12 protein-coding genes are annotated in these 12449 nt (G+C 59.4%); 6 read left to right on the top strand and 6 right to left on the bottom strand.

The features are described 5' to 3' along the window. The first annotated feature begins 53 nt into the window (after window positions 1-53). Window positions 54-647: a nitroreductase family protein gene (locus ACWHXD_RS08315; protein ID WP_003189601.1), complete on the top strand. Its 594-nt coding sequence runs from the start codon at window positions 54-56 to the stop codon at window positions 645-647. Window positions 648-784: 137 nt separating this feature from the next. On the opposite strand, the gene ACWHXD_RS08310 is transcribed toward ACWHXD_RS08315, so the two are convergent. The 5 genes from ACWHXD_RS08310 to ACWHXD_RS08290 all read right to left on the bottom strand — a co-directional run bounded on the left by ACWHXD_RS08310 (window position 785) and on the right by ACWHXD_RS08290 (window position 5442). Continuing rightward, a complete protein-coding gene (locus ACWHXD_RS08310) occupies window positions 785-1717 on the bottom strand; it encodes a D-2-hydroxyacid dehydrogenase (protein ID WP_138762180.1) in 933 nt (310 codons plus the stop codon). A gap of 107 nt (window positions 1718-1824) precedes the next feature. Then, complete coding sequence (locus tag ACWHXD_RS08305) at window positions 1825-2118, bottom strand: YcgL domain-containing protein (RefSeq protein ID WP_014717482.1); 294 nt, start codon at window positions 2116-2118, stop codon at window positions 1825-1827. Further along, the gene (gene rnd, locus ACWHXD_RS08300) at window positions 2115-3248 is read right to left on the bottom strand and encodes a ribonuclease D (RefSeq protein WP_032892875.1); all 1134 of its coding nucleotides are present in this window, start codon (window positions 3246-3248) and stop codon (window positions 2115-2117) included. Before rnd ends, ACWHXD_RS08305 begins: the two co-directional genes overlap by 4 nt. 122 nt (window positions 3249-3370) lie before the next feature. After that, window positions 3371-3970, bottom strand: coding sequence for a class I SAM-dependent methyltransferase (locus ACWHXD_RS08295; protein WP_032892876.1), 600 nt, complete (start codon window positions 3968-3970; stop codon window positions 3371-3373). A 101-nt stretch (window positions 3971-4071) separates the two neighbouring features. Continuing rightward, a complete protein-coding gene (locus ACWHXD_RS08290) occupies window positions 4072-5442 on the bottom strand; it encodes a glutamine synthetase family protein (protein ID WP_138762181.1) in 1371 nt (456 codons plus the stop codon). 448 nt (window positions 5443-5890) lie between these two features. Between ACWHXD_RS08290 and ACWHXD_RS08285 the strand changes: the two genes are divergently transcribed. Beyond that, complete coding sequence (locus tag ACWHXD_RS08285; RefSeq protein WP_138762182.1) at window positions 5891-6664, top strand: transporter substrate-binding domain-containing protein; 774 nt, start codon at window positions 5891-5893, stop codon at window positions 6662-6664. Between the two features lie 568 nt (window positions 6665-7232). Here ACWHXD_RS08285 and cynR read toward each other — a convergent pair. Continuing rightward, window positions 7233-8084, bottom strand: a complete 852-nt coding sequence (gene cynR / locus ACWHXD_RS08280) for a transcriptional regulator CynR (protein ID WP_138762183.1) — start codon at window positions 8082-8084, stop codon at window positions 7233-7235. Window positions 8085-8196: 112 nt separating this feature from the next. Between cynR and ACWHXD_RS08275 the strand changes: the two genes are divergently transcribed. The 4 genes from ACWHXD_RS08275 to ACWHXD_RS08260 all read left to right on the top strand — a co-directional run bounded on the left by ACWHXD_RS08275 (window position 8197) and on the right by ACWHXD_RS08260 (window position 12429). Next, window positions 8197-8838 (top strand): carbonic anhydrase, encoded by a 642-nt coding sequence (locus tag ACWHXD_RS08275; protein WP_138762184.1) that lies wholly within the window; start codon window positions 8197-8199, stop codon window positions 8836-8838. A 28-nt stretch (window positions 8839-8866) separates the two neighbouring features. Then, window positions 8867-9337, top strand: coding sequence for a cyanase (gene cynS, locus ACWHXD_RS08270; RefSeq protein ID WP_032892881.1), 471 nt, complete (start codon window positions 8867-8869; stop codon window positions 9335-9337). Window positions 9338-9623: 286 nt separating this feature from the next. Continuing rightward, the gene (locus ACWHXD_RS08265; protein WP_138762185.1) at window positions 9624-11459 is read left to right on the top strand and encodes a phospholipase effector Tle1 domain-containing protein; all 1836 of its coding nucleotides are present in this window, start codon (window positions 9624-9626) and stop codon (window positions 11457-11459) included. 130 nt (window positions 11460-11589) lie between these two features. Continuing rightward, entirely contained in the window at window positions 11590-12429 is an 840-nt protein-coding gene (locus ACWHXD_RS08260) for a cache domain-containing protein (protein ID WP_138762186.1), read from the top strand. The last annotated feature ends 20 nt before the right edge of the window (window positions 12430-12449 follow it).

Raw genomic sequence — 12449 nt, 5'->3', positions numbered from 1 at the left:
CCTGGTTGGGCGCAGTAGCGTTGAATCCCGGTTTTTTTCATCAGGATCTGTCCATGAGCAATAACCCCCGCGTTGCCGATTACCCGATCCACACCCAATTCACCGAGCGCTGGTCGCCCCGCGCCTTTACCGGCGAGAGCATCCCGCAGGAGACGCTGCTGAGTTTCTTCGAAGCCGCACGCTGGGCGCCTTCGGCCTACAACTCGCAGCCGTGGAGGTTTCTGTACGCGCGCCGTGACACGCCGGATTGGGAGCGTTTCCTGGGCCTGCTCAATGAATTCAACCGCAATTGGGCACAGCATGCGTCGGCCCTGGTGATCATCGCGTCGAAAACCGACTTCATCGCCCCCGGCGCCACCGAAGAAACCCCGGCGCTGTGGCACACCTTTGACACCGGCTCGGCCTGGGGCCACCTGGCGCTGCAAGCCAGCCTCAGTGGCTGGCACACCCACGGCATGGCCGGTTTCGATCAGGAACTGACCCGCAAAGAGCTGAAGATTCCCCAGGGTTATGCGCTGCATGCAGCCGTGGCGGTGGGCAAGCTGGGGGACAAGTCGAGCTTGCCGGAGTACCTGCAAGGGCGCGAAATGCCGAGCCCGCGCAAGCCGTTGAGCGAGCTGGTGTCCGAGGGGGACTTCAGCCTCTAAGCATCGCCCTCTGACCCTCTGTAGGAGCGAGCTTGCTCGCGAAGAACGTCAACGATGACGCGCACTTTCTGAATAAGCGCGGCGCCTGTGAGTTTTTCGCGAGCAAGCTCGCTCCTACAGGAGGGCATGGGGCAAGCTCAGTAACCGCGCTCGAAATCCACTTCACCGCGCAATGCTTGCTTGGCCTGGTACGCCCGCAGGTTCTGCACAAACAACTCCACCATCATCGGCGGCGAAGTCGGCGCCGAGCTGTGCCCGGTCAACAGCAAACCCCACGCCGTCCAGAACGGGTGGCGTTGCGGCAAAGGCTCCTGGCGGCACACGTCGATCACCGCACCGGCCAGGTGCCCTTCTTTGAGCGCCTCGACCAGGTCGGCGTCCACCACCGCCACGCCGCGCCCGACGTTGATAAACAACCCGGTGGGCTTGAATTGCTTGAACAGCGCCGCGTCGTACAAATCATGGGTATCAGGCGTGTTGGGCAGCAGGTTGATCACGTAATCCACCTCCCCCACCAGCCGGCCCAATTGGTCCAGCCCGGCCACTTCGATAAACGGTGCCTGCTCGCGGGCCTGGCTGGCGATGCCATACAGTTGCACACCAAACGGCAGCAGAAACTCCGCCACGCTCTGGCCGATATCACCGGTGCCGACGATCAGCGCCTTGCGCCCGGCCAGGCTCTGGCCCATGCGGCTATCCCACTTGCGCTCCACCTGGCTGACCAACCGCGCCAGCACTTCGCGCTCGTGGCCCAGCATGTAGGTGAGGACAAACTCGGCCATGACCTGGCCAAAAATGCCTACCGCGCGGGTCAGCCGATAGTCGCGTGGCAAGCCATCGGCCAGCAGTGGCGTGATGCCCGCCCAGGTCGATTGCAGCCATTGCGGATGATGGCCCTGGCGCAGCAGGGTCGCCAACAGATCGGGCTGGCCCAGCCACACCGGACAGTCGGCGGCCAGGCGCGAAAGTTCGGCCGAGTCGCCGCTGGTCAGCACTTCGAGGTCTGGGGCGGCGTCCCTGAGCAATTGGGCGTAGAGCGGATGATCCTGTTCAGCAATCAGAACACGCATGGTTCAAACCTTTGAAAAAACAGTGCAGACGGCCGCCCGCATCCTTACGGCCACCGTCCTCTAATACGATTCCATTGAAACGGTGCCCTGAAGCGGGCACTGGTCGATCACATCGGGTCGTTGCGGCGCAGCAGCTCTTCGGGCAAGTGCTCGATGTACTCGTCCTCGGCCGGCGGCATTTGCAGGTGGTAGCCCTGCTTGTCGAGGTTTTCCAGGACCACGGTGATGTCTTCGCGCGACAGCTTGCGCTCCGGCGTCAGCACCATGTCAAAGGCGTGATGCGCCTTGCCGAAGGCTTCCATCAACGGCTCGGGTACGCGCTCCAGGGCATCGCTCTTGAGCACATAGAGGTACATGCCGTCTTTTTTCTTGCTGCGGTAGATGGAGCAAATACGTTTCAAGGCTGTTCTCCGGCATTGGCCAGGCTGTCGAGCAACGCCTGGCCCATCAACTCACGGCGCCAGCCACGCAGCGAGTCTGGCAATTGGTAAGGCCCATCGGGGTAGCCACTTTTAACCAGGGCTTCGAGGGTTTTCTTGCGCAGCATCAGTTCCGGCGCCATGTCCAGGCGCTCGGCGAAGGTTTGGCCCAGGGCCCGCAGTTGCTTGATCAGCGCGGCGGCGTCCACAGGCAAAGGCTCAGCCACGGCAGGCGGCCATTGGTCCATGGGCACGCTACCGGCGCGCTTGATCAGGTCCAGCAGGAACTGGCCGTCCTGGCGCACGGTGCGCGGGTGCATGTCTTCGATCTTGCCCAGGGCGGCGAGGTTATCCGGCTGGGATTTGGCCAAGGGCCACAACGAGTGTTCGCGAACGATGCGGTTGCGCGGCAAGTCGCGGGCACGGGCCTGCTGCTCGCGCCAGGCGCACAGTTCACGCAGCACCGCAAGTTGAGCACGGGACAACTTCCACGCCAGCTTGGCGTCGCGGTACAGCTCGTAGGGGTCGATCTCGCGGCGCAGGTTGGCCACCAGTTCGGCGCCGTCTTCCAATACCCAGGCGTATTTGTCGTCCGACAGTTGCGGGCGCAGGCGGGTGTAAACCTCGGCCAGGTGCACCGCGTCTTCGGCGGCGTAGCTGATCTGCGTCTCCGACAATGGCCGCTGCAGCCAGTCGGAGCGGGTTTCACCCTTGGGCAGCTCGATATCCAACACCGCCTGCACCAGGCGCGAGTAGCCCATGGAGAAACCGAGGTTGAGGTACGCCGCCGCCAATTGGGTGTCGAACAACGGCACCGGCAAGCTGCCGGTCAGGCGCAACAGCACTTCCAGGTCTTCGCTGCAGGCGTGCACCACCTTGATCACCGCTGGGTTTTCCAGCAAGGCGGCCAAAGGTTGCCAATTGTCGATGGTCAGGGGGTCGATCAGGTAAGCGCGCACGCCATCACCGATCTGGATCAGCCCGGCAATAGGGTAAAAGGTGTCGACCCGCATGAATTCGGTGTCGAGGGCGACGAATGGCAACTGCTGCCATTCGGCGCAATGCTGGCCGAGGCTATCGTTGTCGCAGATCCAGTGAATATCGATGGCCACACGGCTCTCCCTTGAAGAATGGCGCGCAGTATATATCGCGAAAGGGGCTTGCGAGCATCCGCAGTGCACACGCCATCATGAAAACTCCGACAGGAGATGAAGAATAGTCCGACAAAGGGGAGTTATCCCTTCTTACGCAAAACGTAGACGCACCATAGTCGCGAGCCCGGCAGGAACTCTTGGTAGTTGAGGATTTTGAAGCCGGCTTGGCGAAACTCGCTCTCTACCGGCGTGCCCACGTTCACGGCAACAATCACCGTGTCGCGGCTGACGCGGTGAAATTCATGCAACAACATGAGACGCGCATCGCTGTCGGGCACATGGCGAAACAAATCCAGGCAGAAAATGCAGTCCACCGCATTTGCCGAAAGGCCAATGGAAAACGCCGAGCCCTGGAATGTTTTGACACGCTTGAGCAATGCGCCCGGGTGATGGGTGCGTGCGTGATCGAGCATCGCCTGGGAGTTGTCCGAGGCCAGGATCACGCGGTTGACGTGTTCGGCCAGCACCGGCCAGAAGCGCCCGGAACCGCACGCCAGGTCGAGGATAAGCCCAGGCTCGCCCGCCACCTTCAGGGCTTGGCGCACCAGCCGCGCATCGCGCCACGCCGACAGGCGCTGCAACAGCCTGGGCGGACGCGGGTCGCCACAGCCCCTGGCATGCTCACGGTCATAGCGCTCGGTGAATTCGGTCTCGATGGAGGATGGAGGTTGTGGCGACATCGCGGGCTCATGTGAATGAAACGGTAGTAAACGACCTTGATTCGCAGCTTAACCGCCGCAACGTGAAAAAAAGGTCGAAAGCCCCTACCCGCTAAAATCGATCATGCCTGGTGCAAATACCAGCGCCAATCCTGCTCCCCCACCTCGCCCATGAACTGGCGGTATTCGGCACGTTTGACCGCCAGGTAAACGCCGAGGAATTCACGCCCGAACGCGTCCGGCGCCCAGCGGGAAGCTTCAAGCGCGCGCAAGGTGGTCAGCCAGTCGGTGGGCAGCAGCTCCTTGGCCTGGGCGTAGCCGTTGCCTTCCACCGGGGCGCCAGGGTCGAGCTGTTCGCGGATGCCTCGATGAATACCGGCCAGAATGGCGGCTGCGGCCAGGTAGGGGTTGGCGTCGGCGCCACAGATGCGGTGTTCGATATGCCGGGACTGGGCCGGGCCACCGGGCACGCGCAGGCTGACGGTGCGGTTGTCCACGCCCCAAGTGGCGGCGAGCGGCGCATAGCTGTTGGTTTGGAAGCGCCGATAAGAGTTGGCGTTGGGGCAGAACATCAACAGTGAATCGAGCAAGGTACTGAGCATGCCGCCCACGGCCTGGCGCAGCAGTGGCGTGCCGTCGGCCGCTTCACTGGCAAACAGGTTATTGCCCTGGGCATCGGCCAGGCTGACGTGCATGTGCATGCCGGTGCCGGCCAGGTCGTCGAATGGCTTGGCCATGAAGCAAGCGGTCATTCCATGCTTGTGCGCCACGCCCTTGACCAGGCGTTTGTAGCGCACGGCTTCGTCCATCGCCTGCAGCGCGTCGGTGCGGTGTTCGAGGGTGATTTCCACTTGGCCCGGCGCGTACTCGGAGATGGCCGTGCGCGCCGGAATGCCTTGCAGTTTGCAGGCGCTGTAGAGGTCGGCAAGAAACGGCTCGATCTGCTCCAGCTCGCGCAGGCCGTAGACCTGAGTCGAGCGCGGACGATTGCCATCCACATCCCGTGCCGGTTGCGGGCGGCCGTGGCTGTCGGGCTTCTGGTCGAGCAGGTAGAACTCCAGCTCCGCCGCCATTACCGGGTAATAACCGTCGGCCTTGAGCGCCTCGATAACATTGGCCAGCAGGTGCCTGGGGTCGGCTACAGTGGCGGGCAGGCCTTCGGTGGGGTGCATGCTGACTTGCACCGCCGCGGTGGGGATCAAGCGCCACGGCATGCGTTGCAAGCTGCCGCTGATCGGGTAGGCGCGGCAGTCGATATCCCCCACCTCCCACACCAGCCCGGAGTTTTCTACGTCATCGCCATTGATAGTCAGGCCGAGGATGGTGCTGGGAAGAGGCCGACCACTTTCGTACACCGCCAGCAGTTCGTCGCGGTGCAACAGCTTGCCGCGCGGTACGCCGTTGTTATCAAGGATAAACAGCTCGAACATCTCAATGTCGGGGTTCTGTTCAAGGAACGCCTGGGCTTCGTGCAGGCTGGCAAAAACACTCATGGGAATTCTCATACGTTTGCGTCAGGCAAGCGCGCAGGCGCCGCCAGGCAGATGCGCACAGGTGCGCGTCATCCATGTGGGTAGATCAACGTAGGAGAGAGGTATCTGGCGGGCGCGCGTGCCGGCAATGGAACAAGGCCCAGAACGCAAGCGCAGACGGCAATGTCGCGGTGTGAGTGTCGGGGCAAGCGTGCATGCGCAAGTCACAGTGAGAGAGATACCGGAGCGTCACACGGTGGGATACGCGGGTCAATTCAGGCTTGACGGAGTTTGGTTGCAGTTTGGCTAAACATTCAGTCTGTAGGAGCGAGCTTGCTCGCGAAGATCGTCAACGAAAACGCGGGACGCCTGATTCACAGCGGCGCACTCAGGTTTTTCGCGAGCAAGCTCGCTCCTACAAAAAACGGGCATTATGCTTGCCTCGACCGTGCCCTAAGGATTCGACTCCATGAAAGCGCCTCTGGCCCTCTGTGTACTGGCAAGCCTGGCCAATGTCGCCCTGGCCGACACCGCCGCGTCACGCCTTGACGAAGTAATTGCACGCGGCACCCTCACCGTGTGTACCACCGGCGACTACAAGCCTTACACCTCGCTGCGCAGCGACGGCAGCTACGAAGGCATCGACATTGCCATGGCCGAGTCCCTGGCCAAGAGCCTCAACGCCAGAATCACCTGGGTGCCCACCACCTGGAAAACCCTGATGCCGGACTTTCTGGCCCAACGCTGCGACATCGCCGTGGGCGGTATTTCCGTGTCGTTGGAGCGTCAGAAAAAAGCCTTCTTCAGCCAGTCGCTCGGGGTCGATGGCAAGATCCCACTGGTACGCTGCGCCGACGTGCAGCGCTACCAGACAGTGGAACAGATCAACCAGCCCCAGGTGCGGGTAATCGAACCGGCGGGCGGCACCAACGAAGTGTTTGCCCGTGCACACCTGGGCCAAACGCAAATTCGCCTGCATGACAACGTAACGATTTTTGATGAACTGCTGACGGGCAAGGCCGATGTAATGATCACCGACGCCAGCGAGGCGCGGTATCAACAGAAGCTCAAACCGGGTTTGTGTGCGGTCAACCCGGAGCAACCGATGCAGTACAGTGAAAAAGCCTTTTTGCTGCCGCGCGATGATGTGGCCTGGAAGAGTTATGTGGATCAGTGGTTGCACTTGAGTGTGGCGACCGGGGCGTATGCGGGGATTGTCGGGCAGTGGTTGGCTGCGCCATAAATGTGGCCGGCGCCATCTAAATGTGGGAGCTGGCTTGCCTGCGTTTTGGCCATAAATACCTACACAAAAAGCTGCTGCAGCCCAAGCTAACCACGATGCGAAGCGAGCCGCTCTTGATCTTGATCTTGATCTGAAGCGCCCCGTTAAACCACGCTGGCCGGAATTCGACAGGGATTTGGGGGGTAAACCGGCAGGGATGCCGGTTTAGCCGCCCCGCGCCATGGATGGCGCGTGGCGGCGGCCCCCCAAATCACTGGCGAATTCCGGGCACACCGAGCCTAAGCGAGGTGCCGAGTGGTGGGGCAAGAGCGCTTTGCTTACTTTCGCGCTTTTCGAAAGTGAGCCGCCGTCAGGGCGGAACCCTAAGTGGCCGTTACCTAAATAACGGATATGTACCCGGTCCAACTGTGTTGACTGCCAGGCCGCCTTCGCGAGCAAGCCCGCTCCCACATTTGAATCGCGGGGCATCAGGTAGAAAGGCGTCGGCTGGCGGGCCGTCATCGCAGGCAAGCCAGCTCCCACATTTGGATCGCGGGGTGTCAGATAGAGATGCGTTGGCTGGCGGGCCCTACTCCTTGATCAACGCTACAAACGCCGCACACGCAGCACTGCGGTACCCCCCCTTGCGGCTCAACAAGGCCGCAGTACGCTGCGGCAACGCAGGCTCGATCACCACAGCATGCAGACCCGCCTGAGCCTCGGCCAGTGCCCGGGGCAGGATAGTTGCCAGGGGCGTGCTGCGTACGATCTCGATAATCGCACTGATGGAATTGGCTTCCATGGCAATCTGCGGTTTAACCCCTTGCCGGTGGCAGTAATCGTCGATATAGCGGCGGGTGGCAAAGCCAGTGTTCAGCAGCACCAGAGGCTGTTCGAGCCAGGCCGGTTGTGTGCGTTCGGGATGACTGGTACTGACGACCAGGCTCAGCTCTTCGACAAACAGCGCCTCACAGTCGATCTCTAGCCCATGCTCGCCAGTAAACCCGATGCCGATATCCAGCAGGTCCTCCCCCAGCGCGGCTTCGATACGGTCTTGGGTCAGTTCCTCGATGCTCAGGGTGATGCCGGGGTACAGCGCATTGAACCGTGCCAGCAGCGGGCCGATCAGGTAGGCAGTAAAGGTCGGCGTCATCGCCAGACGCAAATGCCCTCGGCGCAGGTCCTGCACGTCGTGTATCGCACGGGTGCCGGCCTGTAGGTCCTGCAAGGCCAGCCGCGCATAACGCACATAGGCCTGCCCCGCGTCGGTCAGGCTGATGCGGCGCCCAGTGCGGTCCAGCAGTGGCGCGCCCAGGTTTTCTTCCAGTTGCTTGATCTGCTGCGACAAAGTCGGCTGCGACACGTGCAGCGCCTCGGCAGCCCGCGTGAAGTTGCGGTGCTCGGCAACGGCCAGCAAGTAACGGATATGACGCAACAGCATGGGCAGCGCTCCAACTATAGGCATGACTTATAGAAAGCATCATAAACCGGTCTTGGACGCTATAACCGAAAACTTCCATCCTTGCCCCATCAGCGACGCAAGGAGAACCACCATGCAGCATCTCATCGACGGCTTTCGCAAATTCCAACGTGAAGCCTTTACCCCTCGCAGTGACTTGTTCAAACACCTGGCGACCACGCAAAACCCCGGCACCTTGTTCGTGTCCTGCTCTGACAGCCGCGTAGTCCCCGAGCTGTTGACCCAGCAGGAACCCGGTGATCTGTTCGTCATCCGCAACGCCGGCAACATCGTGCCGTCCTACGGCCCGGAACCTGGCGGCGTGTCGGCCACGGTCGAATATGCCGTGGCGGTGCTGGGCGTCAGCGACATTGTGATTTGCGGGCATTCAGACTGCGGCGCGATGACTGCGATTTCCACCTGCAAATGCCTGGACCACCTGCCCGCCGTAGCCAACTGGTTGCGCCATGCCGAGTCGGCCAAAGTGATCAATGCCGCCCGCACACATGCCTCGGACGCTGCACGCCTGGATGCCTTGGTGCGCGAAAACGTGGTCGCCCAACTGGCTAATCTCAAAACCCACCCTTCGGTCGCCCTGGCGCTGGAACAAGGCCGGATGAACCTGCATGGCTGGGTGTACGACATCGAAACCGGCGGCATTGACGCTTTGGACGCGCACACCGGGCGCTTCGTCTCCCTGCTCGACCACCCCAGCACCCGCGCCCACGCCGCCTGAACCTTATTCAACCCAAGAGGACCTCACCATGTTGCAATCCCAATTCGCCCAAACCCCACGCCTGGCCCTGGCCGACACCGTTATCGACCTCAAGGCACGCAAAAACCTGTCGTGGCAGGACCTCACCGACGGCACCGGGCTAAGCCTGGCATTCGTCACCGCCGCCCTGCTCGGCCAGCACCCGCTGCCCAAGGAGGCAGCCGATATCGTGTGCAGCAAACTCGGCCTCGACGAGGACGCCAGCCGCCTGTTGCAAAGCGTACCCCTGCGCGGCAGTTTCCCAAGCGGTGTGCCGACCGACCCGACTATGTACCGTTTCTACGAAATGCTGCAGGTCTACGGCTCTACCTTGAAGGCCCTGGTGCATGAGCAGTTCGGCGACGGCATCATCAGCGCCATCAACTTCAAACTGGACATCAAGAAAGTCGAAGACCCGGACGGCGGCTCCCGTGCGGTCATCACCCTGGACGGTAAATACCTGCCAACTAAGCCCTTCTGATTCCTGGGCGGCCGTCGCTCGATCTTGTCACATCAACAAGATCGAGCGACGGGTATATGAACACTGCCGTGACTCACAGGGCTGCTGTGTTGCAGTCAAGTACGTGCCGACTGAAAAGTTAACGTATGAATATTCGAATTTCACCTGCACCTTTTTCGCAAATCAACAGCTTCACCCTTCACGGCCCCAAGCTTAATTTATTCAACGACTAGGGTAACGGCACGGTCACTTTTTATCAGCCGACGATCAAAACCCAGTACCTGGATAACAGCATGGAGCCAAGCAAATGACACTTGATACACCAACAATCACTATAAGGATCGGATTATTCTTTGATGGAACCGGAAATAACGCTTTGAACGTCCTGGCTGGCACCCCTGATAAAGGAGCCAGCTACCAAGGTGCAATTTCAAATATTTATCGACTCTATAAATACTACACCACTACCACCGCGCCAGAAACATTGTTGCAAGCGGGGATTTATATCGAGGGTGTGGGTACAAAAACCAACGATTTTGATAGCACGCTGGCGATGGCTGTAGGCGTTGACCTTCCATTAACCGTAGGCGGCTACGGCGTTTTCGCGAAGTATGCGATGGCAATCACCAAAGCCTGTGCAAAGATCGGGCAATTATTGTCTTCCATGCTACCAACACAGAAGAACGTTAAAATCGAATTTGACGTATTTGGCTTCAGTCGCGGCGCCACCATTGCAAGACACTTTACCAACATGATCATGTCAAAAAACGACTCTATATACCTGCCCATCGCTGAAATATTAAAAAAACACGACAAACTACTCTCACGCGCTCTAGATATTCATTTTCTGGGGCTCTTCGACAGCGTCGCAAGTATCTGGGCATTGGATAAGGGTCAATGGCAAGACCCTCATGACACGGGCAACACTTCCGGCATGGACATTGAATTGCGGTTGATTCACCCCAACAAAGTACTGCAAATCCGATCCATGCATGAGTATCGATACAACTTCCCTCTGCGCAGTGTGCAACCGCCTTATGTCGAACTCCCCTTGCCCGGCTGCCACTCCGATATAGGTGGCAGTTATGCACTGGGTCCTGCCGTTCAAACTGAAGTTTGCCACATTACGCCAAAACGTTATTGGCCTAACCCGTACTACGATCCCAGAAAACATGTGGTGGATGAAATTGATAATTTAAGAACCGACCCTATGCTTGATGTGCTGCTGGAGCATAGTTCTGTCGAGTACGCTGCACGGCCACTGCCTTATTATCAAGGTATCAGTCGTCGCGAGGTGAAAGGCGAATTGCAGCTCATTGCTGGCTGGGTAATGCTCGATACCGTCTGCCATAACGGTTGCCGGTTTGAGAAGGAATTGTTCAGAGCAGAATACCCATTACCTGAAGACCTCAAGCCTTTTTTACGCATGGGACTGATTCGGCGAAACGAAGTGAGCGCCGACATGCCCTTGACACCGTACTCCCCGCCACAGCTGGCGTTCCTTGCGAGAAACTATATTCATATTTCGGTGGACTGGAAAAACGTATTAATGCCTGTTGCTCCGAGGCCGCTCACCCTGCCCACAGAGCAAGCGCAATTAGCGCTGGAGGCGCACTTCAACGGGATCTTTGGCAACGAATGTCCCAATCGACCCGATATGAATTGGCAACGCAAAATCTTCTTGAATGCTCACTCGATTTTACCCCACCTCAATCTGGGTGACATGCGAGCAGAAAATTTTGTATCCGATAGCGCGGTAATCCTCAACAAAGTCGTGAATTATCTCGCGCCTTCCGTTCTGTCCCTCGATCACTGGAGCCTGGAAGGGTTATGGAACTACGCCAACCAGACAATAACCCAGGACGCGCCTGACGGCCGTATTGTCTATCGCTTCAATCGCCCTGATCTCTACTTGGTGCTGGGCCCCGCCGTCGACGGCAATCCTGTCCATTTCGAGGTCAAGCTCGACAGCCAGGCACCCACCCCGTATTCGGGCAGCGATGTCGCGCCAGACGGCACCGGCACCGTGGTATCGAAGCGAAAGTATCATCTGGTTCATCGAACCGATACCACTGAAGAGCAAACATTCAGCATCACGTTTTCCGGACCTAAAGTCGTGGTCTATCCTTTCGCCCTTGAATGATTGCCCAGTTCTAAATCAACTCGACTCAAGCACATCACGCTCACCCGTCTCTCTTCAGCTATAGCTGACGGCGCGTTGACCAAGAGCCGTCTACGCTCCTGTCACACCAATCAGATCGAGGTTCAAGAATATGAACACACTGCTGCGATTCACCTGGCTGCTGCTGTTGTGTTGCAGCCAGGTGCATGCCGCAACGGCACAGGAAGCGGATGCCCAAGCCGCCAAGGCCCTGCTGGAAAAGGCCTTGGCGTACTACCAAAAGCAAGGTGACAAGGCCTTCGCCGCCTTCAGCCGTCAGGGCGAGTTCATCGACCAGGACCGCTATGTGTTTGTGGTCGATACAAAAGGCGTGCTGCTGGCCAGTGGCGGGCCCTCCTCCGCGCTGATCGGTCGCGATGTGTCCGAGGTGCTCGGGCCCGACCTGCAAGCCTCGTTCAAACAAGCCCTTGGTGTGCCCGAAGGCCAGGGTATCCAGCAGGCTGACTATCGCTGGCAGAACTGGAATGACGGCAAGGTCGAACACAAGCATGTGTTTTATCAGCGGGTGGGTGAACGCATCCTGGCGGTCGGTTATTACCTGCCGCGCGCCACGCCGGAACAGGCACGGGCGCTGCGCAACAAGGCGGTGGAGGCGTTGGTCAAGGATGAAACAGGCACGCTCAAGGCGATCAACTCTTTGCAGGGCGGATTCCTGCAAGATGACCTGTACGTTTTCGTGGTGGACCTGAACACCCGGCGCTACGTCGCCCAAGGCACCAACCTGCGCCTGATCAACACCGATTTCGCCAAGATCAAGGACCCGGATGGCAAACCGGTGGGTGTGCCGATCCTCCAGATGATGGCCGAACAAGACCAGGGCGAATACAAATACCGCTGGAAAAACCCGGTGACCGGCAAGGTCGAAAACAAGCATGCCTATGTGCGCAAGAGCGGGCATTTCATGGTTGCGGTGGGGTATTACAGCCCCTGATCCAAGATGTGAACTGCAAT

Source organism: Pseudomonas fjordensis (assembly GCF_976987115.1).
Note: the sequence above shows the minus strand (reverse complement) of the source record. Positions and strands in the feature narration are given on the sequence as shown.

Bases quoted from the DNA above. Each gene is read 5' to 3' on its own strand.
- ACWHXD_RS08315 (WP_003189601.1), top strand. From the start codon at position 54: ATGAGCAATAACCCCCGCGTTGCCGATTACCCGATCCACACCCAATTC.
- ACWHXD_RS08310 (WP_138762180.1), bottom strand. From the start codon at position 1,717: ATGCGTGTTCTGATTGCTGAACAGGATCATCCGCTCTACGCCCAATTG.
- ACWHXD_RS08295 (WP_032892876.1), bottom strand. From the start codon at position 3,970: ATGTCGCCACAACCTCCATCCTCCATCGAGACCGAATTCACCGAGCGC.
- ACWHXD_RS08290 (WP_138762181.1), bottom strand. From the start codon at position 5,442: ATGAGTGTTTTTGCCAGCCTGCACGAAGCCCAGGCGTTCCTTGAACAG.
- ACWHXD_RS08285 (WP_138762182.1), top strand. From the start codon at position 5,891: ATGAAAGCGCCTCTGGCCCTCTGTGTACTGGCAAGCCTGGCCAATGTC.
- cynR (WP_138762183.1), bottom strand. From the start codon at position 8,084: ATGCTGTTGCGTCATATCCGTTACTTGCTGGCCGTTGCCGAGCACCGC.
- ACWHXD_RS08275 (WP_138762184.1), top strand. From the start codon at position 8,197: ATGCAGCATCTCATCGACGGCTTTCGCAAATTCCAACGTGAAGCCTTT.
- cynS (WP_032892881.1), top strand. From the start codon at position 8,867: ATGTTGCAATCCCAATTCGCCCAAACCCCACGCCTGGCCCTGGCCGAC.
- ACWHXD_RS08265 (WP_138762185.1), top strand. From the start codon at position 9,624: ATGACACTTGATACACCAACAATCACTATAAGGATCGGATTATTCTTT.
- ACWHXD_RS08260 (WP_138762186.1), top strand. From the start codon at position 11,590: ATGAACACACTGCTGCGATTCACCTGGCTGCTGCTGTTGTGTTGCAGC.